Raw genomic sequence first — 19846 nt, forward strand, 5'->3', positions numbered from 1 at the left:
GGTGACAAAGATGCCCGATGAGAACGAGACCGGCGCGCCGGTCGACATCGCCGCCCTCGCTCCCGCTGTCAAAGCCGCGCTGCTCGAGGTGTTGATCCACGGCGAGCTCCCGCGAGCCGAGATCGCCCGCCGGTTGCACCTTTCCCGGGCGAGTCTCACCCGCATCACGCGCATCCTCGTCGACGGCGGCCTGCTGTCGGAGGGCGAGACGCGTCTCATGGCGCAGACGGGGCGCCCCTCGGAGATGTTGCGGCTACGCGCCGAGGCGCGACACGTGCTCGGCATCAAGCTCACCGGCGACGGCCTCTTCGCGGTTGTCACGGACCTCGCTGCCACAGCCGTCGCGACCGCGGAACGGCCGCTGCGTTCCGCAGAACCCGAGGACGTCGTCGCCGACATCGCCGACGTCGCGGCAGGTTTCCGCGCCGAGTTCCCCGATATCGTCGCGGTCGGTATCGCTCTCGCCGGCCGCGTGCATCAGCGGGACGACGGGCCCTTCGTGGAAGTGTCGGAATGGCTCGACTGGCGCGACGTGCCCCTCGGTGCCATGGTGCGGTCGGCGGTCGGGTTGCCGTGCGCCGTCGAGAACGATGTCAGCGCTCTGACCGCGACCGAGCACTGGTTCGGGGCGGGCACCGGTGTGGACGACATGGCCCTCATCACGGTCGGCGTCGGCATAGGCTGCGGTCTCGTCGTGAACGGAAGCCCGGTCGAGGGGGCGCACGCGCGCGCCGGCCTCGTGAGTCACACGATCGTCGATGAGGCGGGCCCCTATTGCGGTCTCGGGCATCGCGGGTGCGTCTCGAGCATGCTGACGAGCGGGGCGATCGTCGGCGCCTATCGCGTCGTCGGCATCGACTATGCCGGCGTCGTCGCCGCGGCACGCGACGGAGACGCCATCGCCCGCGCGATCTTCGCCGATGCGGGCCGCGCGCTCGGCGTGCTCATCGCGGCCGTCGTGAACCTCGTCGATCCCCGGAAGGTCGTGCTCTCGGGAGACGGCATTGCCGTCGTCGAACTCGGGGGTGATGAGATGCGGGCCGAGCTCGATCGTCGCCTCGACGGCAGCGCCGCGCCCGTCGACATCGACGTGCGCACCTGGGACTTCTCGGAGTGGGCGCGCGCCGGCGCGGGGATCGCGATTCGAAGCATGCTCTCCTGACAATGTTTCATCAGTTGACAAAGTATGAACGAGGCGCGAGTCTGTACAGGGGGCATTGAGGCCCCATGGACGGAGAGCGCATGACGCACATCACACACACGGCCTCCTCCGTGAGGATCCGGAGATTCCACGCGCAGGGGAGCGCCCTCATCGTCGCTTTCCCGGAGGACGGCCTTCCCGAGGTTCTCCACTGGGGCGCGGATCCGGGAGTGCACGCCGAGCGAGGTCTGTCAGAGCTGCGCCGCGCCGCGCGCAGACAGGTGACGCCGAGCGCGTTCGACGAGGCCTGGCCCCTGACGATCCTGCCGACCGAGCGCGACGGGTGGGCGGGACGGCCCGCCCTCGCCGGCTCGCGCCAGGGTGCGCCGCTGTTTCCGGCCTGGCGGACCATCGAGATAGACGAGGACGAGCGCGGCTTCCGACTGACGGCGGAAGGTGCGGGACTGCGCCTGCACAGCGAGATGGGCTTCGACGCGCACGGCGTGCTGAGGGTGACGCATCGCGTCACGAACATCGGCCCGTTCGATGTCGCGCTCGCGGCTCTCGACGCGACGATTCCCGTGCCCGCGCGCGCGGGCGAGGTGCTCGATTTCACCGGCCGGTGGATCCGCGAGCGTGCGCCGCAGCGACGCCCCGTCGCGATGGGGTCGTTCGCCCGCGAAACGCGGCGCGGCCGCACCGGGCACGATTCGCCGCTTCTCATGGTCGTCGGCGAGCCGGGCTTTGCCGATCGCTCGGGCGAAGTCTGGGCGGTGCACCTCGCGTGGAGCGGTGACAGCGTCTATCGCACCGATCGCCTCCCCGAGGGAGTCAACGCGATCGGGGCGGGCGAGCTGTTGCGCGCCGATGAGATCGTGCTCGCCCCCGGCGACGAGTTCGAGGCCCCGACGGCGTGGTTCGCCTGGAGCGACGCGGGCCTCGACGGCATGTCGGCGCGCCTGCATGCGTCGATTCGCGCACGCGCCGGCCATCCGCGCAGCACCCGGCCCGTCATGCTGAACACCTGGGAGGCGGTCTACTTCCAGCACTCGCTCCCACCGCTGCTCGCGCTCGCGGATGCCGCCGCTGCCGTCGGCGTGGAGCGTTTCGTGCTCGACGACGGGTGGTTCCTCGGGCGGCGGGACGATTCCACCTCGCTCGGTGACTGGTTCGCGGATCCGGAGGTGTGGCCCGAAGGCCTGCATCCGATCATCGACCACGTGCGCTCCCTCGGCATGGGCTTCGGCCTGTGGGTCGAGCCCGAGATGATCAGCCCGGGCTCGCGGCTCGAGGCGGCCCACCCCGAGTGGGTGCTCGGCCCCGTCGACCACCACCCGCGCGCTTGGCGCCACCAGCAGGTGCTCGACCTCGCCCGCCCGGAGGCGTTCGCCTATGTGCGGGATCGCCTCGACGCGCTGCTCACGGAGTATCCGATCGAGTTCCTGAAATGGGACCAGAACCGCGACCTGATCGAGGCGGTGCACGCCGGGCGGGCCGGTGTCGACGCGCACACGCGCGCGACCTACGCGCTGCTCGACGCGCTCCGGAAACGGCACCCCGGCGTCGAGATCGAGTCCTGCGCATCGGGTGGCGGCCGAGTCGACCTCGGGATCCTGGAACACACCGATCGCGTCTGGGCCTCGGACACGAACGATCCCATCGAGCGCTCGCGCATCCAACGGGGCACCGAGATGCTCCTCCCGCCGGAACTGATCGGCAGCCACGTGGGGCCGGGCACCGCGCACACGACGGGCCGCACGACGGATCTGCGCTTCCGTGCGTCGATGACGCTGTTCGCCTCGGCGGGGATCGAGATGGACATCACGCGCCTCGAGGCGGACGAGCGCGAAATGCTCGCCGCGTGGATCGCGGAGTACAAGCGCCTGCGTCCGCTGCTGCATGGCGGCGAGCTGGTACACGGCGCGACCGGCGACCGCGGCACGTCGCTCACGGGATCCGTGTCGGCCGACCGCCGGTGGGCCCTCTACCGCCTCTCGCGCGAGGAGACGGCGGAGTGGTCCGTGCCGCCGCTCCTGATGCTGCCGGGGCTCGACTCGGCGCTCGACTATAGAGTGCGCGTCATCCCGTCGCTCTCGGCCGAGCAGCACGACGCGGTGCCCGTGGCGTGGATCGCCGACGGCCAGATCGAACAGCCCGGCGCGCTCCTGGCGTCCGTGGGCCTCCGCGTGCCGCAGCTGCGGCCCGGATCGGCCCTGGTGATCGAGGTCACCGCGGCCTGATCGCCTGATCGCCTGCACGCGAACGCCCCCGCCTCGGCGGGGGCGTTCGCGGCGACGAATCGGTGTCAGCCGGCGCGGCGGGCGCGGGCGGCGCGGCGCTTCAGCGCGCGGCGCTCGTCCTCGCTGAGGCCGCCCCAGACGCCCGAGTCCTGGCCCGTCTCGAGGGCGTACTGCAGGCACACCTCGGTCACGGTGCAGCGGGCGCAAACCGACTTAGCCTTCTCGATCTGGTCGACGGCCGGGCCGGTGTTCCCGACGGGGAAGAACAGCTCCGGGTCAACGGTGAGGCAAGCGGCCTTGTCGCGCCAATCCATGCGGGGGCTCCTAAGCGTAGTGGTGGGGTTCGTTTTGCGGGGTTCAGCTCGGATCAAGTAAGGTCTGACTAAGCTGGATGTGAGGCGGCTGCACGCCGCGCACCCCACCACGCTGTGGGAAACACACCGTTAATAATTGTCGTACAGGCGGTGGTCTGGATCAAGGGTTTTGGGAAATCTCCAGGAACTCTTCTTTATAACGCCTGTGGGAAGAGACTCGATGAGCGCCGAACCCGCCGCCCGTACCCCCGCCACTCGCGTCGCATCCGTTCTGCTCGCGCTTGAGGCCCTCGTCCTCGTGATCCTCACGGGGTGGCAGATCGTCGAGATCGTCGCGGGCGAGCTGACCTCGGTGACGACGTCGATCGCGCTGGTCGTGCTCACCCTGATCGCCGCGGTGGGAGTCGGCGCCTTCGCGTTCGCGGTGTGGGCGGGCGCGTCCTGGGGGCGTTCGGGCGGTATCGTCACGCAGGTGCTGATCGTCGCGATCGCCATCGGATCCGTGCAGGGCGGGGCCGGGCACTGGGGAATCGCCCTCGCGCTCGCGGCCCCGGCCGTGGTGACCTTCGTCGCCCTCATCGGCTCCGCGCGCGGTGCCGGACGGCCGGTCTCAGAGGACTGACCTCCTCAGAAGACGAGGTACAGCGCGCCGACGAGAGTCAGCACGACGACGATCGTCTCGAAGGTCTTCTGCGACAGCTTCGTGATGATGTAGCGCCCGATGGCCGCACCCACGAGCACCGGCACGACGAGAATCAGGTCGATCCAGAGCGTCGGCACCGTGATGATCCCGAGGCCGATCGAGATCGGCAGCTTCACGATGTTGATGATCGCGAAGAACCATGCCGCCGTGCCGAGGAAGGTGTTCACGGAGAAGCGCGACGCCAGGAAGTACATCGACATCGGCGGTCCGCCGGCGTTGGCGACCATCGTCGTGAAGCCGCCGAGCGAGCCGTAGGCGATCGCGGATCCGCGCCCCGGTTTCACCTCGGCGCCGCGCCGGCGCCACAGGGTGAGCAGCACGACGAAGATGAGCAGGATGCCGATCGACCGTTTCACCCAGGCATCGCCCACGAGGGCGAGGAAGACCGCGCCGAGGGCGAGTCCGGCGATCACGGACGGCGCGAGCCGCACGATCGCCCTCCAATCGGCATGGCGCCGATAGAGGGCGAGCGCCATGACGTCGCCGAGGATCAGCAGGAGCAGCATCGCACCGGTCGATTCCTTGGCGGGCAGGGCCGCCGCGAACAGGGCGATGCCGAGCGTGTTCGCTCCGGGCAGGCCGGTTTTGGAGACGCCGACGACGATCGCGCCGACGACCAGTCCGGCCCAGGCGAGGGCGCTGAGGGAGGGGATATCCACGGGGATCCACGCTATCGGGTGAATCCCCGCGGCAAACCCTTATGGCACGATGATGACCTTGCCGGCCGCGCCGTTCTCGTTCGCGTCCTGGGCGGCCGCGGCCTCCTCGAGCGGGAACGTCGGGCCGATCTCGACGTCGAAGTACTCGGTCGCGATCAGGGCGAGCGCGATGGGCAGGGCCTGGGAGCGCCACGTCTGCTGCTGCGGCGTCAGCGGAGCGGAGGCTCCGCCCGAGAAGGCGCGCAGCCCCATCTCCTCGGCCTTCGCGCCGAGCACGATGGTCGCGATGCGACTCTTGTCCTCGAGGAGCTCGAGGGAGGTCTCGAGCACGCCATCGGCGCCGGCGCAGTCGAGGATCGCCGTGACGCCGTCCGGCGCGATCTCCAGCACCCGCCCCGTGAGGCCGTCGCCGTAGCGCACCGGCTCGGCGCCGAGATCGCCGACGCGCTGCGCACGGGCGTCGCTCGTGGTCGCGATCACGCGTGCACCCGTCAGCACGGCGAACTGAATGGCGGCCTGCCCCACGGATCCCGATCCTCCGTGGATGAGCAGCGTGTCGTCTTCGCGGACGCCGAGCGACCTGATCGCCTGGTACGCGGTGCCGGCGGGAATTCCGAGCGCCGCACCCTGCGCGGCGCTGACGCCGGCGGGACGCAGATGCGCGTTCTCCGCCTTGACGGCGACATGCGTCGCGTACGCGCCCGATGCCCCGGTGAAGGCGACCGGGTCGCCGACGCGGAAGCCGTCGACGCCCCCGCCGATGGCCGCCACGGTGCCCGCACCGTCGGATCCCGCGCGCCAGGGGCCGTTGCCCGACAGCGGACGCATGCCGCTGCGGAGTTTGCGATCGATCGGATTCACCCCGATCGCTTCGACGGCGACCACGATCTGGCCCGCCGCCGCGGTCGGGCCTTCCACCGACTCGACCTCGAGAACCTCGCTGCCGCCGAACTTCGAGAACTGCACAACCTTCGCCATGCGTCCACGCTACCGCGCCCCGGGCGTCACGTCTCCGCGGGGAGACACGACGCCCGGGGCGCGGACGGCAGGATCAGAGGCGGGCGCGGTAGGCGGCGCGGGCCGGGGTCGCCCCGGGCTCGAGCTCGGCGAGGATCCGCGGCGACCAGGCGGGGCGGGTTCCCGTGAGGACCCACGCGGCCTGCGTGGCGGCGCCGAGTGCGACGTACTCGCCCGGGTCCGGAATCACGACGGGAACTCCGAAGACCTCGCCCGCGATCTGCTGAACGGCGGGGCTCTGCGCGGCACCGCCCGTGAGCAGCACGCGTTTCGCCTCGACCCCGAGCTCGCGCATCGCGTCGAGGCCCTCGGCGAGCGAGCACAGCACGCCCTCGATCGCCGCGCGGGCGAGGTTCTCGCGCGTGGTGGATGCGAGCGTCATGCCAAAGAGGGTCGCGGTCGCGTCGGGGCGATTCGGCGTGCGCTCGCCCTCGAACCAGGGCTGCAGGACGAGCCCCGCCGATCCGGCATCGGCCGCGAGCGCGAGCCGCGACAGCTCGGCGTGGTCGACGCCGAGGAGCGCGGCGACCGCATCGAGAACGCGGGCGGCGTTCAGTGTGGTGACGATCGGGAGGTAGCCGCCCGCGGCGTCCGCGAAGCCGGCGACCGTACCGCTCGTGTCGCGAACGGGATCCGTCGCGACAGCGAACACGGTGCCGCTCGTCCCGATCGAGACGCCGATGTCGCCGGCGACGGCACCCATGCCGAGCGCGGCGCCGGCGTTGTCGCCCGCACCGGGAGCTACCCGGCGGCCCCGGCCGTCCGCGACGTATTCGGCGGGCCCGAGGACGCGCGGGAGGACGATGTCGGACGCATCGCGGCGGAGCGCGAGGGCGAGGAGCTCTCGGTCGTACGCGTCGCGCGACGAGTCGAAGTAGCCGGTGCCCGAGGCGTCGGAGCGGTCGGTGACGAGCTCGTCGAGGATCGGGCCGAACTCGCTCTCGCCCGCCGGTCCGTAACCGCGCAGGCGCCAGGACAGCCAGTCGTGGGGGAGTGCGACGGCGGCGACGCGGGCCGCATTGTCCGGCTCGGAGTCGGCGAGCCATCGCAGCTTCGTGATGGTGAAGGACGCGACCGGCACGAGTCCGGTCCGCCCGGCGAAGTCGGCGGCACCGACCTCGTCCGTGAGGGCCGCGGCGGCTCCCGCGGAACGCGTGTCGTTCCACAGGAGTGCGTCGCGGATGACCCGACCGTCGGCGTCGAGCGCCACGAGCCCGTGCTGCTGTCCCGCGATCGACCAGGCATCGACATCGTCGATGCCGCCCGCGTCGTTGATCGCCTCGCCGAGAGCGCGCCACCAGTGCGCCGGGTCGACCTCGGATCCGTCGGGATGCGAGGCGCGACCGGAGCGCACGACCGCGCCCGTCTCGGTGTCGAGGATAAGGACCTTGCAGCTCTGCGTCGAAGAGTCGACGCCGGCGACCAGAGTCATCGTTCGTGCCTTATCGGGGGGATCAGCCGCGAGCGCCGAGGAGGTGCTCGGTGGCGAGCTGCTGCAGCTTCACGAAGCCGAAGCCCTTGCCGCCGAAGTACGCGTTCGGGTCGAAGTCCTCGTAGGCCGAGCGGTCCGCGAGGAAGTCGTCGTAGCTCTCGCCGGGGTTGAGGGTGGGCTCGCTGAGCTCGTCGACCTTCGCTGCCGAGAGGGCTTCCTGCACCTCGGGGTCGGCGCGGAACGCCTCGGCGCGCTCCTTGAGGAGGAGGTAGTTGCGCATGTTGGCCGAGACCGAGTCCCAGATTCCGTTCTCGTCCTCGGTGCGGCTCGGCTTGTAGTCGAAGTGACGCGGGCCGTCGTATGCGGCGCCGCCCTGCGGGGCGCCGTGCTCGAGCAGGTCGACGAGCGAGAAGGCGTTGTAGAGGTCGCCGTGGCCGAAGACGAGGTCCTGGTCGTACTTGATGCCGCGCTGGCCGTTCAGGTCGATGTGGAAGAGCTTGCCGTGGTAGAGCGCCTGCGCGATGCCCGCGGTGAAGTTCAGGCCCGCCATCTGCTCGTGGCCGACCTCGGGGTTCACGCCGAACAGCTCGGGACGCTCGAGGGTGTCGGCGAACGCGATCGCGTGACCGAGGGTCGGCAGGAGGATGTCGCCGCGGGGCTCGTTCGGCTTCGGCTCGATCGCGAAACGGATGTCGTAACCCTTGTCGGTGACGTAGTCGGCGAGGAGGTTCACGGCCTCGCGGTAGCGCTCGAGCGCGGCCTGGACGTCCTTCGCGGAGTCGTACTCGGCGCCCTCGCGGCCGCCCCACATGACGAAGGTCTTCGCACCGAGCTCGGCACCGAGGTCGAGCTGACGGAACACCTTGCGCAGCGCGTATCGGCGCACCTGGCGGTCGTTGGAGGTGAAGCCGCCGTCCTTGAAGACGGGGGCGCTGAAGAGGTTGGTGGTCACCATCGGCACGATGATGCCGGTGTCGTCCATGGCGCCCTTCAGGCGGTCGATCTGCTTCTGGCGCTCGGCGTCGGTCGAGCCGAATGCGAAGAGGTCGTCGTCGTGGAACGTCAGGCCGTACGCACCGAGCTCCGCGAGCTTTTCGACGGCGTGCACGACGTCGAGCGCCGGCCGCGTCGGGCCGCCGAACGGGTCGCTTCCGTTGTAGCCGATGGTCCAGAGGCCGAAGGAGAAGCGGTCGGCCTTGGTGGGGGTGAGGGACATGTGTGTCCTGCCTTTCAGCGTCGTTGGTGAAATGTTGTTGGTGAGAACGTATCACGAACGAGGGCCTGTGACAACGTGATTCTCATCCGGCGAAGCGGTCCGCGAGCCAGCGGCGCTGGCGGAGCCAGTGGTGGAGCTGGCCGCCCTCGTGGCCGTTGAAGGGATACACCTCGATGGTTCGATCGGGACCGCCGTAGGAGTTGTAGGCGGCGAACACGGAGGAGGGCAGCACGATCGCGTCCATCAGCGCGACCGAGAAGATCGCGGGAGCCGCGGAGCGCGAGGCCATGAGGGCACCGTCGAAGTAGCTCAGGGTGCGGAATACCATGTCGACGTGGTCGCGGTGCACGGCGAGATAGCGCACGATCTCCGTGAACGGGGGAGTCGGCGTCGCCTCGACCGAGTGCCGGAAGTCGCACAGGAAGGGCACATCGGGCATGACCGCCGCGACCCGCCCGGCGGCAAGGGCCCCCGCGGCGAGCGCGATGCCGCCGCCCTGACTCGTTCCGGTCACGGCGATGCGGGAGGCGTCGACGAAGTCGAATCCGGCGGCCACGTCGACGAGGAGCGCGGCATCGGTGAACACTCGTCGGTAGTAGTAGTTCTCCGGGGAGTCGACGCCGCGTGTCATGTATCCCTCGGGCGCCGGCCCCGAGCCGTGGGGGTCCGGGGTGGCACCGCCGTTGCCCCAGCCGCTGCCCTGACCGCGCGTGTCCATGACGATGTGAACGTATCCGCTCGCCGCCCAGTGCAGGCGTTCGGCGGGAAGGCCGCGGCCTCCGTTGTAACCGATGTACTCGATGACGGCGGGACGGGGCGCGGTGTCGCTCCCGCGCGGGCGCACGACCCACCCCTTGATGGGCTCGCCGCCGAAGCCGGAGAAGGTGAGGTCCTGCACGACGACCTCCGGAAAGCCCGGATCGGGGTCTCCGAGCTCCGCCGGCCGCGCGAGGCCGCGTGCGTGGTCGAGCGTCGAGCCCCAGAAGGACTCGAAGTCGTCCGGCACGATGATGTCCGGCCGGTACTCGCGGAGCTGGGCGAGGGAGAGATCGGTCAACGGCATGGGAGGGCTCCTTCGGGGATGCGGTCAATCGTCGGCACGATAGCCCACCTCGGTCGCGCGCGCGGGTCGCGCAGGGGAGAAGACCACGAGCTATGCACGCTCCTCGGCACAGATGAGTTCGAGCTCGGCCACCCGCGCGGCGCCCGAGAGCCGCACGCGCAGATCGGTGACGCCGGGCGCGGTTGACGTGAGCGCCGCCTCGAGGCTCGTCCAGCCGTAACGGTCGGTGTCGGGTGCGGCGATCGCGTCGGTGACGGGGATCCATGCGTCTCCCGATCGCGCCTCGACACGCACCTCGGCGGGCGCGGTCGACGGCAGCGAACGCCGCGCCGCAAGCAGGCGGATGCCGGTGGCACCGGCCAGATCCACGCGGTCGTAGCGGGCCCAGCCGCCCTCGCGCGTGGGCGCCACCTCGACGCTCTGCCCCCGCTCGCGGGTGCGGTCCGAGGTGAGCAGCCCGCTCTGCGCGTGGAAGGCCGCGGCATCGATGCGCGCGTCGGCGCGCGCTCCCGGGGCGGCGCCGGCGACGAGGAGCGTCACGGACACGAGCGGCTCGGAGGCCGAGCGACCGGCGCGCAGTTCGTAGGTGCCGGGCTGTACGCGGAAGGCGCCGTCCGCCGAGTCCCAGACGGCCAGCACGCCCGGATCGATGTCGACCTCGACGGCGCGGCGCTCGCCCGGAGCGAGCTCGACGCGCGCCCACCCCGCGAGGCGGGTGCGGGGCGCGGGCACCGCGAGGTCGGGTGCCGCCGCGTAGACGGTGACGAGCTCGTCGACCGGACGGGCGCCGGTGTTGGCGATCGTGACGCACGCGACGAGGGATCCGCCGGATCCTGCGGGGCGGGCGGGCGTGTGGGCGGTTGTGAGCGGCGGGGCGTCGATGGCGGTGGCGGAGAGCTCGATGCTGTCGTACTCCACGCGCGAATAGCTCAGGCCGTGACCGAGCCCATAAGCGGGGCGGGCGTTCGCGTACCGGTAGGTCATCGCGGATCCGACGACGTCGTAGTCGAACAGCTCGCCGGCGTCACCTGCCGAGGCCCACCAGGTCTGCGGCAGGCGCCCGACCGGTTCCCGGTCTCCGCTCAGCACATCGACGAGCCCGTGCCCGAGTTCCTGCCCGCCGTGGCTGAGCCAGACGATCGCGTTCGCTTGGGCGGCGAGATCGCCGAGCTCGTACGGGTAGCTCGACACGACCGTGAGCACGGCGGATCCGGCGCCCGCCGCGGCGGCGTGCCAGAGCGCGCGCGAGCGCTCCGCGACGCGCATGTCGGGGCGGTCCTCGGTCTCGCGGCCCGCGACGTGCGGGTCGTTTCCGATCGCGACGATCGCGACGTCCGCGCCCTCGCACGCCGCGCTCACCTCGGCGAGGCCGCCCCGCACGAGCTCGAGATCGAAGACCTCGGCGGTCTTCTCGGTGCCGTCGGCGACGAGAGCGAGCGTGTCCCGTTGAACGCGCAGCCAGCCCTTGGATCCGAGGTGCTGGATCCGCACGCCGCCGTCCGTCTCGACGAGCCGGAACGTCTCCTGGGCGACCCATTCGCCGATCCGGCGGGCGCCGGCCCGGAGGAAGCGTTCGGCGCCCGAGAGGAGCAGGCCGCTCGCGACCGCGCGCAGCGATGACGTGTCGTCGCCCCAGTCCTCGAGATCGAAGTGCGTCGAGGCGGTCGCCTCCGGAGCGGTTGCCGCGACCGCGACGTCATCGCCCGCGACCGCGAGGTAGCGGCCGTGCGTGCGGGAGCGCAGAGCGATCCGATCGGCGCCCGAGACGACGCGCACCTCCGCATCCGGGAAGCGCTCGCGCACCGCGTCTCCGATGAGACTCATGTACGGCGGCGTGCCCGAGTACCAGTCGTGCACGAGGTGCGCGGCGAAGGGGCCGACGACGGCGATCGTGCGGGGCGCCTCGAGGGGGAGGGATCCGTCGTTCTCGAGGACCACGACGGAGCGCGCGACGGCGTCCCGCGCGAGCGCGCGATGGGCGGGGGTGTCGATCTGCTCGGGCCCGACACCGTAGGGATCCTCGCCTGTCAGCTCGCCCGTGCGGGCGCGCATGATCAGGAGGTTTCGCACGGCGCGATCGATATCCGCGGCGGTGATGTCGCCCGCCTCGAGGGCCGCCGTGACGCGCTCGATCGTCGGCGCGGAGGCTTCGCTGTTGTCGGTGAAGGAATCGAGGCCCGCCCGCAGGGCGGCCGCGTGCGACTGGCGATGCGAGTCGAAGTAGCGCTGCTCGTCGACGAGGAACGAGGGCGCCTGTGCATCGGAGACGTAGGCGATCGGTTCCGGTGCGAGATCTCGGAGGTGCTGCAGGAGCTCGCCCGAGACGTGGGTCGGCCGGCCGTTGACGAGGTTGTACGACGGCATCACCGCGCCGACGCAGCCGGCCGCGACGGGGCCGACGAACGCGGGGAGCTCGTACTCGTGCAGCGCCTGCGGCGGGAGGTGGGAGCTCGTCGTGGCACGGTCGGTCTCGTTGCCGTAGGCGAGGAAGTGCTTGAGCGTCGGAACCGTTTTCCACACCGTCGGGTGATCTCCGCGAAGGCCCTGCGTGTATCCGATCGCGAGGGCTGCGGTGAGATCCGGATCCTCCGAGTAGCCCTCCTCCCCGCGTCCCCACAGCGGGTGCCGCAGGGTGTTGACGACGGGGGCCCAGACGTTGAGGCTCAGCGACGGATCCTGGGCGTGCTTGGCGCGTACCTCCGTCGCCACCGCCGCGCCGACCTCGGCGAGGAAGCCGGGGTCCCACGTCGCGGCGAGGCCGACGGGCTGCGGGAAAACGGTCGCGATGCCGACCCAGCTCAGACCGTGCAGCGCCTCCGTTCCGGTGTGGAAGGCGTCAAGCCCCAGCCTCTCGATGGCGGGCTGGTGCTGGTGGAGCAGGGCGATCTTCTCGTCGAGCGTGAGTGCGGCGAGGAGCTCCTCGACGACGGGGTGCGGGGAAATCACGAAGGTCCTCACAGACGTTGGGAGGGGAATAAGCGAACCGCTTCGATGCGGATTCATCCACAGTATTGCGGATGTCGGGATCTAAAGCTACCGTAAATGCGAAGCGCTTCGACAAAGTTGTTGGGAAGCGCTCGGGTGATGCAGCGTCGCCCGTTCGGAGACCAAAGGAGACCTCCATGAACACAGCAGGTAGGGGACATCGGCCACCGCGCCGCGTCGGCGCCGTGATCGGCGCAGTCGGTGCCGTCGCGCTCGTCCTGAGCGGCTGCGGATCCGCAGACGAGCAGGGCACGTCCGTGGCGTCGAGCGACGGATCGATCGAGGAGACCGCGCTTCCGGCGTACGTGCCGATCGACGCGGTCGAGCCGGACTTCCCCGGCGTCGACGGATCCCCGTCGGGTTATCTCACGATGCCGGATCCGCTCGTCAAGGGCTTCGATTCGCCTCCCGGAAGCGGCGGCGAGTACACCGCGATGACGCCGCTGTGGGGGACGATTCCGCCGACGAGCGGCAATCAGTACCTCGACGCCGTCAACGAGGCGATGGGCACGACCATCGACTTCCAGATCAGCGACGGAAACACGTACGGCGACAAGCTCGCGGCCGTGCTGGCCTCGCCGAAGGACATGCCCGACTGGATCTCGATCCCCTCGTGGAACGTGCCGCCGCGCTTCGGGACCGGCGTCGACAAGCTCTTCGAAGACCTGACCCCGTACCTCGGCGGCGACGCCGTGGAGGACTACCCCTATCTCGCGAACATCCCCACCGACGCGTGGCGTGCCTGCTCGTGGAACGGGAAGCTCTACGGGATCCCGCAGGCGGCGGAGGGAAACCTCGGCAACTGGTTCTTCTACCGCGACGACCTCTTGCCCGACGCCGAGCTGCCGACGAACGCCGACGAGATGCTCGAGTTCGTCGAGGAGAACACGGCCGACGGGCACTACGGCACGGACGACCTCTGGAACATCGCGCAGATCATGTTCGCGGTTCCCGACAAGTGGGCCGTCGGTGAGGACGGAAAGCTCATCAGCAAGTTCGAAACCCCCGAGTACCGCGAGGCGCTCGAGTGGACCGCCGAGCTCTTCGCCTCCGGTTCGGTGCACCCCGACGCCGTCGCGGGCGACACGAGCGGTGCGCAGCAGCGCTTCGAGAGCGGGCAGGTCCTCGTGACCGGCGGCGGTGTGGGCTACTACCACGAGGCGCTGACCCGGATGCGGGCCACGGACCCCGACTTCAGCATCAAGCTCATGCCGGTCTTCGCGGCCGACGGCGGCACGCCCGTTCTCTACAAGACGCCCGCCGCCGGCATCTGCTCGTACCTGAAGAAGTCCGACGACGACGCGCAGATCAAGGAACTGCTGACCGCGGCCAACTTCATGGCGGCGCCCTTCGGCACCGAGGAGAACCAGCTGCTCACCTATGGCGTCGAGGGCGTGCACTACACGCTCGGCGAGGGCGGCGTGCCCCAGCCGACGGAGCTGGCGCAGACGGAGATCCAGCCGACCTACATCTTCCTCGTCGGTGCGCCGATCGCGATCACGAAGACGACGCTGCCGGACTACGTCGAGAACTACACGACCTGGATGGCGGAGAACGTCGCCTACCTGACGGAGCCGCCCTTCTTCGGGCAGAACATCACCGAGCCGAGCCAGTACGCCTCGCTGGGTCAGCCCTTCGACGACCTCGCATCGGACATCGTGCGCGGTCGCAAGTCGATCGACGATCTCGACGCCGCGATCGAGACGTGGCGGAGCTCGGGCGGCGAGGAGCTGCGCGCGTTCTACCAGGAGATCTATGACGGCGCGGAGCAAGGCTCATAGGGCGATGACCGCAACCGCGACCGAATCGCTGACGACTTCCGGCCCGGAGCGCCCGGGCCGGAAGTCGGCCGCCGCCGCGAAGGCGGCCCCGGGCCGCACGCTCAGCTTCCGCCACCGCCTGCGGCGCGACGGCGCGCTCCTGCTGATGGTGCTGCCCGCCGTGGCGCTCCTGATCGTCTTCGCCTACGTGCCGATGCTCGGAAACGTCATCGCGTGGCTCGACTACTCGCCGTACGTGGGGATCATCGACAGCGTCTGGGTGGGCTGGGACAACTTCGCCCGGGTCTTCCAGAACGCCACCTTCTGGCACGCCGTCGTGAACACCCTGGCGATCACGGCGTTCCAGCTGGTGTTCTACTTCCCGATCCCGATCATCCTCGCGCTGCTGCTCAACAGCGTCGCGACGCCGTGGATCCGCTCGACGATCCAGTCGATTGTCTACCTGCCCCACTTCTTCTCGTGGGTTCTCGTCGTGACGATCTTCCAGCAGATCTTCGGCGGCGCGGGGCTGCTGCACCGTGTTCTCGCAAATGCCGGCTTCGAGGGCTTCGACCTGATGACGAACCCCGATACCTTCCTCGTGCTGATCACCTCGCAGGCGGTGTGGAAGGACGCCGGCTGGGGCATCATCATCTTCCTCGCCGCGCTCGCCACCGTGAACCCGGAGCAGTACGAGGCCGCCACCATGGACGGCGCGGGCAAGTGGGGGCGCATCTGGCATGTGACGCTTCCCGCGATCCGTCCGACGATTATCCTGCTGCTGATCCTCCGCCTCGGAGACGCCCTCACGGTCGGCTTCGAGCAGCTCATCCTGCAGAGAGACGCCGTCGGAGCCGACGCGGCGGAGGTGCTCGACACCTACGTCTACTACCAGGGCGTCATCAACGGTGACTGGGCCTTCGCGGCGGCCGCGGGCCTGGTCAAGGGAATCGTGTCGCTTCTGCTCGTGCTCGGCGCGAACAAGCTCGCACACCTGTTCGGAGAAGACGGGGTTTACCGCAAATCATGAGCACTCGCACGCATACAGAAAACCTGACGGTGCCGCGCCGGCGGCGCCGCCGTTCCTCGCCGCACCGACCCGCATGGGAGGGGCGTCCCACGGTTCTCGGCCAGACCGGGAAGTCCGTGGCACTCATCCTCGTGGTGCTCGCGGTGCTCTTCCCGCTGTACACGGTCCTCCTCACCTCCGTATCGTCGAACGCGACCGTGAACGCGGCGGGCGGCATGGTCGTGGTACCCGGCGAGATCACCTTCGCGGCGTACCGGCAGATCCTCTCCGGCGGCATCGTCACCCGATCGGTCATCGTCAGCGTGATCATCACGGGGGTGGGCACCCTCATCTCCACCGTCGTGTCGATCCTCGCCGCCTACGGGCTGTCGCGGCCGAACTCGCTGTTCCACCGCACGATCCTGTTCATCTTCCTCATCACGATGTTCTTCGGCGCCGGCATGATCCCGATGTACCTCCTCGTGAGCGGGCTGGGGCTCATCGACAGCCTCTGGGCGCTGATCCTTCCCGGAGCGGTGTCGGCGTTCAACGTGCTGATCCTGCGCTCGTTCTTCATGGGGATCAGCCCCTCGATCACCGAGGCGGCCCGCATCGACGGGGCGGGAGACTGGCGCATCCTGTGGAAGATCGTCCTGCCCATGTCGGGCGCGGTGATCGCGGTCGTCGCGCTGTTCTACGGCGTGGGCTACTTCAACTCCTTCTTCAACGCGATGCTCTACATCAACGACAACGCGAAGTGGCCGCTGCAGCTCGTGCTGCGCTCCTACGTGCTGCAGGGCGTCACCCTCCCCGGCAGCGGCGCGGGCCAGGTCAACGTCGAGACGGGCGCCGTCACCGGCCTCCCCGTCAAGATGGCGATCATGGTGCTCGCGCTCGTGCCGATCCTCCTCGTCTATCCCTTCGTTCAACGACACTTCACCAAGGGCGTCATCTTCGGCGCCATCAAAGGCTAAGCACTATGAAATTCACCGATGGATACTGGCAGCTGCGACCGGGTGTCAGCATCCTCCAGCCGAAGGACATCGACGGCGTCGAGCGCGTCGGCGACGATCTCGTGATCTATGCGCCCACGGCGCCCATCACCTCGCGCGGGGCCACGCTCAATCGCCCATCGCTGACCGTTCGGCTCACGAGCCCGATCGACGACGTGATCGGCGTCACGATCTCGCACCACCTCGGCTCGGCCGACGCCGCGCCCTCCTTCGCGCTCGCGCAGCAGGATCCGCGGGTACGGATCGACATCCCCGACGCCCCGGGATCCGGTGAGGCGGTGTTCGCGTCGGGGCGCCTCGAGGCGCGCGTGGCGACGACGGGGCCGTGGCGGCTCGAATTCGTCGCGGACGGCCGCCCGCTCACGAGTTCCGATGCTCGCAGCGTCGGCGTGCTCTCGACCCCCGAGGGGACCTTCGTGCGCGAGCAGCTCGGCATGGGCGTCGGCGAGACGATCTACGGCCTCGGCGAGCGCTTCGGCGCTTTCGCGAAGAACGGCCAGAGCATCGACATCTGGAACGAGGACGGCGGCACGGCGTCCGAGCAGGCGTACAAGAACGTGCCGTTCTACCTCTCCGACGCCGGGTACGGCCTCTTCGTCGATCACCCCGGCGCCGTCTCCTTCGAGATCGGCTCCGAGGTCGTCTCGCGTGCGCAGTTCAGCGTGCCGGGCGAGGAGCTTCGCTACTACGTCATCTCCGGCGCGACGCCGAAGGACATCCTCGAGCGCTACACGGCCCTGACGGGGCGCCCGGCGGAGGTCCCCGCCTGGAGCTACGGGCTCTGGCTGTCGACGTCGTTCACGACGGACTACGACGAGGCGACCGTCACGAGCTTCATCGACGGCATGGCCGAACGCGAGATCCCGCTGTCGGTGTTCCACTTCGACTGCTTCTGGATGCGCGCCTTCCACTGGTCGGACTTCGTGTGGGATCCGGCGATGTTCCCCGACCCCCAGGGGATGCTGGCGCGGATCAAGGCCAAGGGGCTCCGCGTCAGCGCGTGGATCAACCCCTACATCGCGCAGCGGAGCCACCTCTTCGAGGAGGGGAGGCGACTCGGCTACCTCGTCCGCCGCGCCGACGGATCCGTGTGGCAGTGGGACATGTGGCAGGCCGGAATGGCGCTCGTCGACTTCACGAATCCCGATGCCGTGCGCTGGTTCCAGGACAAGCTGCGCGCCTTGCTCGACGACGGCGTCGACGCGTTCAAGACCGATTTCGGCGAACGCATCCCGACCGACGTCGTCTGGCACGACGGATCCGACCCTCGCCGCATGCACAACTACTACACGCAGCTCTACAACAAGGCGGTCTTCGAGCTGCTGACGGAGGAGCGCGGACAGGGCGAGGCCGTGCTCTTCGCGCGCTCGGCGACGGCGGGCGGTCAGCAATTCCCCGTCCACTGGGGCGGCGACTGCGAGTCGACCTTCGTCTCGATGGCCGAGTCGCTGCGCGGCGGCCTCTCGCTCGGCATGAGCGGCTTCGGCTATTGGTCGCACGACATCGGCGGCTTCGAGGGAACGCCGGATCCGGCGGTCTTCAAGCGCTGGGTCGCCTTCGGGCTGCTGTCGTCGCACTCGCGCCTGCACGGATCCGACTCGTACCGGGTGCCGTGGGCGTTCGACGAGGAGGCGGTCGACGTGACGCGGAAGTTCACGCGGCTCAAGATGGCGCTCATGCCCTATCTTGCTCGCGCGGGCCGGGAGGCGAGCCTGCGGGGCACGCCGATCATGCGGGCGATGGCTCTCGAGTTCCCGCATGACCGGGCGGTCGCGGGGCTCGGCACGCAGTACATGCTGGGCGAATCGATCCTGGTCGCGCCGGTGTTCTCCGAGGCGGGGGAGGTCGACGTCTACCTGCCCCCGGGGGAGTGGACGCACCTCTTGACGGGAGAGCGCGTGGCCGGCGGCTCCTGGCGGCGGGAGACGCACGGTTTCGACTCGTTGCCGCTCTACGTCCGCGAGGGAACCGTGCTTCCGATCGGCGCCGTGTCGACCGGACCGGAGTACGCCTGGGCGGACGACGTGACGTTGCGGATATTCTCCCTTCCGGAGGGCTACGATCAGACCATCGAGGTGCCGGGGGGAACCGGCGCAGCGACGGAATTCCGGGTTCAACGCCAGGGCGCCGACGTGCTCGTGACGGCGGGCTCGAGTGCCGCACGCTGGAACGTCGACGTCGATGGACGCATCCACACGCACCGCGGATCGGGGACTCTGACCGTCGCACTCGCCGACGGTGGGAGCAGTAGTGGTTCGGATCGATGACGTCGCCAAGCGCGCGGGTGTCTCCATCAGCACGGTCTCGTACGCCCTCAGCGGCAAACGCCCCGTGTCGGAGCGCACCCGGGAAAAGATCCATCTCGCCGCCCGCGAGCTCGGGTACCTGCCGAACGCGGGCGCGCGCATGCTCGCCGGCCGGCGCACGCATATCTTCGCGCTCACGGAGCCGTTCCGCGCCGACACGCACGCGCCATCGCACATGGCCTTCGTCCTCGCCGCGTCCATCGCGGCGCGCAGGCACGGCTACGACATCCTGCTCCTGACCGACGAGGACGCATCCCAGGGCATGCGCCGCGTCGAGGCGAGCGGGCTCGTCGACGGCATCATCGTGCTCGACGTGGCGCCGAACGACGAGCGGGCGGAACTCGCGCGCTCGATCGCGACGCCGACGGTGTTCGTCGGTGTGCCGAACGATGCGACGGGCCTGATGTGCGTCGACCTCGACTTCTCGGCGGCGGCGGCGACCGCCGTCGACCGATTGGCGGATGCCGGGCACCGAAAAATCGCGATGCTCGGCCATCCCGCGGGGCACTACGAGGCGACGAACTACGCCCCTCGCGTCCGCCAGGGGTTCCGCGACCGCGCGCGGGAGCGCGGTCTCGACGCCGTGTTCCGCCCCCTGTCGGAGACGCAGTTCGCCGCCGAGGATGCGTACCGGCTGACGCTCGAATTCCTCGACGACGGCGTGACGGGCATCGTCCTCAACTCCGAGGAGCGCAGCTACAAGGCGGTGCTCGATGCCGTCTCGGCGCGCGGCATGGACGTGCCCCGCGACGTGTCGCTGATCTCCGTCGGCGCGATCTTCGACACCTCCGGCTACCACCGCGCGATCGACTCGATTCCGCTGATCCCGGAGCGTAGCTGCGACCTCGCCCTCGAAGAACTGGTCGACGCCGTCGAACGACAGCAGCTCGACCCCGGAGTACGGCTCGTGACCCCGGAGTACCGGTCCTACGGCTCGGTCGGCGCGCACAGCTCATCGCCCCGCGGAAGCGGGCCCACCCCCTAGGGA

Annotated in this window: 15 protein-coding genes; 8 read left to right on the top strand and 7 right to left on the bottom strand. The window is 69.8% G+C overall.

Annotated elements, in window-relative coordinates; genetic code table 11:
• Positions 1-10: 10 nt before the first annotated feature.
• Together IEX05_RS07415 and IEX05_RS07420 are read left to right on the top strand one after the other, a co-directional pair.
• Complete coding sequence (locus IEX05_RS07415; RefSeq protein WP_188700723.1) at positions 11-1162, top strand: ROK family transcriptional regulator; 1152 nt, start codon at positions 11-13, stop codon at positions 1160-1162.
• Positions 1163-1242: 80 nt separating this feature from the next.
• Complete coding sequence (locus IEX05_RS07420; protein WP_188700724.1) at positions 1243-3381, top strand: alpha-galactosidase; 2139 nt, start codon at positions 1243-1245, stop codon at positions 3379-3381.
• A gap of 65 nt (positions 3382-3446) precedes the next feature.
• Here IEX05_RS07420 and IEX05_RS07425 read toward each other — a convergent pair whose 3' ends face one another.
• Positions 3447-3695: a WhiB family transcriptional regulator gene (locus IEX05_RS07425; RefSeq protein WP_029152980.1), complete on the bottom strand. Its 249-nt coding sequence runs from the start codon at positions 3693-3695 to the stop codon at positions 3447-3449.
• Positions 3696-3915: 220 nt separating this feature from the next.
• Between IEX05_RS07425 and IEX05_RS07430 the strand changes: the two genes are divergently transcribed.
• Positions 3916-4317 carry a histidine kinase gene (locus IEX05_RS07430; RefSeq protein ID WP_188700725.1) on the top strand — a complete coding sequence of 134 codons (402 nt, stop codon included), beginning with the start codon at positions 3916-3918 and terminating at the stop codon, positions 4315-4317.
• Between the two features lie 5 nt (positions 4318-4322).
• Here the strand turns inward: IEX05_RS07430 and IEX05_RS07435 are convergent, their stop codons facing one another.
• The 6 genes from IEX05_RS07435 to IEX05_RS07460 all read right to left on the bottom strand — a co-directional run bounded on the left by IEX05_RS07435 (position 4323) and on the right by IEX05_RS07460 (position 12731).
• The gene (locus IEX05_RS07435) at positions 4323-5051 is read right to left on the bottom strand and encodes a sulfite exporter TauE/SafE family protein (RefSeq protein ID WP_373286293.1); all 729 of its coding nucleotides are present in this window, start codon (positions 5049-5051) and stop codon (positions 4323-4325) included.
• Positions 5052-5096: 45 nt separating this feature from the next.
• Positions 5097-6035 carry a quinone oxidoreductase family protein gene (locus IEX05_RS07440; RefSeq protein WP_188700726.1) on the bottom strand — a complete coding sequence of 313 codons (939 nt, stop codon included), beginning with the start codon at positions 6033-6035 and terminating at the stop codon, positions 5097-5099.
• Between the two features lie 73 nt (positions 6036-6108).
• A complete protein-coding gene (gene xylB, locus IEX05_RS07445) occupies positions 6109-7506 on the bottom strand; it encodes a xylulokinase (RefSeq protein ID WP_188700727.1) in 1398 nt (465 codons plus the stop codon).
• Positions 7507-7528: 22 nt separating this feature from the next.
• Complete coding sequence (xylA, locus tag IEX05_RS07450) at positions 7529-8722, bottom strand: xylose isomerase (protein ID WP_188700728.1); 1194 nt, start codon at positions 8720-8722, stop codon at positions 7529-7531.
• 82 nt (positions 8723-8804) lie between these two features.
• Positions 8805-9785, bottom strand: coding sequence for an acetylxylan esterase (locus IEX05_RS07455; protein WP_188700729.1), 981 nt, complete (start codon positions 9783-9785; stop codon positions 8805-8807).
• Positions 9786-9875: 90 nt separating this feature from the next.
• Positions 9876-12731 carry a glycoside hydrolase family 3 C-terminal domain-containing protein gene (locus tag IEX05_RS07460; RefSeq protein WP_229661178.1) on the bottom strand — a complete coding sequence of 952 codons (2856 nt, stop codon included), beginning with the start codon at positions 12729-12731 and terminating at the stop codon, positions 9876-9878.
• A 176-nt stretch (positions 12732-12907) separates the two neighbouring features.
• Here IEX05_RS07460 and IEX05_RS07465 point away from each other — a divergent pair, with 176 nt between their 5' ends.
• The 5 genes from IEX05_RS07465 to IEX05_RS07485 are packed head-to-tail and all read left to right on the top strand — an operon-like array spanning position 12908 to position 19843.
• Positions 12908-14551 carry a type 2 periplasmic-binding domain-containing protein gene (locus IEX05_RS07465; protein WP_188700731.1) on the top strand — a complete coding sequence of 548 codons (1644 nt, stop codon included), beginning with the start codon at positions 12908-12910 and terminating at the stop codon, positions 14549-14551.
• A gap of 4 nt (positions 14552-14555) precedes the next feature.
• A complete protein-coding gene (locus tag IEX05_RS07470; RefSeq protein WP_188700732.1) occupies positions 14556-15560 on the top strand; it encodes an ABC transporter permease in 1005 nt (334 codons plus the stop codon).
• Entirely contained in the window at positions 15557-16513 is a 957-nt protein-coding gene (locus tag IEX05_RS07475) for a carbohydrate ABC transporter permease (protein ID WP_188700733.1), read from the top strand. The genes IEX05_RS07470 and IEX05_RS07475 overlap by 4 nt, the downstream gene beginning before the upstream one ends.
• 5 nt (positions 16514-16518) lie before the next feature.
• The gene (yicI, locus tag IEX05_RS07480) at positions 16519-18819 is read left to right on the top strand and encodes an alpha-xylosidase (protein ID WP_188700734.1); all 2301 of its coding nucleotides are present in this window, start codon (positions 16519-16521) and stop codon (positions 18817-18819) included.
• Positions 18803-19843: a LacI family DNA-binding transcriptional regulator gene (locus IEX05_RS07485; protein ID WP_188700735.1), complete on the top strand. Its 1041-nt coding sequence runs from the start codon at positions 18803-18805 to the stop codon at positions 19841-19843. The genes yicI and IEX05_RS07485 overlap by 17 nt, the downstream gene beginning before the upstream one ends.
• The last annotated feature ends 3 nt before the right edge of the window (positions 19844-19846 follow it).

The sequence above is a fragment of the Microbacterium nanhaiense genome, assembly GCF_014646015.1.
Taxonomy (GTDB): domain Bacteria; phylum Actinomycetota; class Actinomycetes; order Actinomycetales; family Microbacteriaceae; genus Microbacterium; species Microbacterium nanhaiense.

Coding starts and splice junctions, on each gene's coding strand:
- xylB (WP_188700727.1), bottom strand. CDS start 7,506: ATGACTCTGGTCGCCGGCGTCGACTCTTCGACGCAGAGCTGCAAGGTC.
- IEX05_RS07420 (WP_188700724.1), top strand. CDS start 1,243: ATGACGCACATCACACACACGGCCTCCTCCGTGAGGATCCGGAGATTC.
- IEX05_RS07470 (WP_188700732.1), top strand. CDS start 14,556: ATGACCGCAACCGCGACCGAATCGCTGACGACTTCCGGCCCGGAGCGC.
- IEX05_RS07425 (WP_029152980.1), bottom strand. CDS start 3,695: ATGGATTGGCGCGACAAGGCCGCTTGCCTCACCGTTGACCCGGAGCTG.
- xylA (WP_188700728.1), bottom strand. CDS start 8,722: ATGTCCCTCACCCCCACCAAGGCCGACCGCTTCTCCTTCGGCCTCTGG.
- IEX05_RS07455 (WP_188700729.1), bottom strand. CDS start 9,785: ATGCCGTTGACCGATCTCTCCCTCGCCCAGCTCCGCGAGTACCGGCCG.
- IEX05_RS07465 (WP_188700731.1), top strand. CDS start 12,908: ATGAACACAGCAGGTAGGGGACATCGGCCACCGCGCCGCGTCGGCGCC.
- IEX05_RS07415 (WP_188700723.1), top strand. CDS start 11: ATGCCCGATGAGAACGAGACCGGCGCGCCGGTCGACATCGCCGCCCTC.
- IEX05_RS07440 (WP_188700726.1), bottom strand. CDS start 6,035: ATGGCGAAGGTTGTGCAGTTCTCGAAGTTCGGCGGCAGCGAGGTTCTC.
- yicI (WP_188700734.1), top strand. CDS start 16,519: ATGAAATTCACCGATGGATACTGGCAGCTGCGACCGGGTGTCAGCATC.
- IEX05_RS07475 (WP_188700733.1), top strand. CDS start 15,557: ATGAGCACTCGCACGCATACAGAAAACCTGACGGTGCCGCGCCGGCGG.
- IEX05_RS07430 (WP_188700725.1), top strand. CDS start 3,916: ATGAGCGCCGAACCCGCCGCCCGTACCCCCGCCACTCGCGTCGCATCC.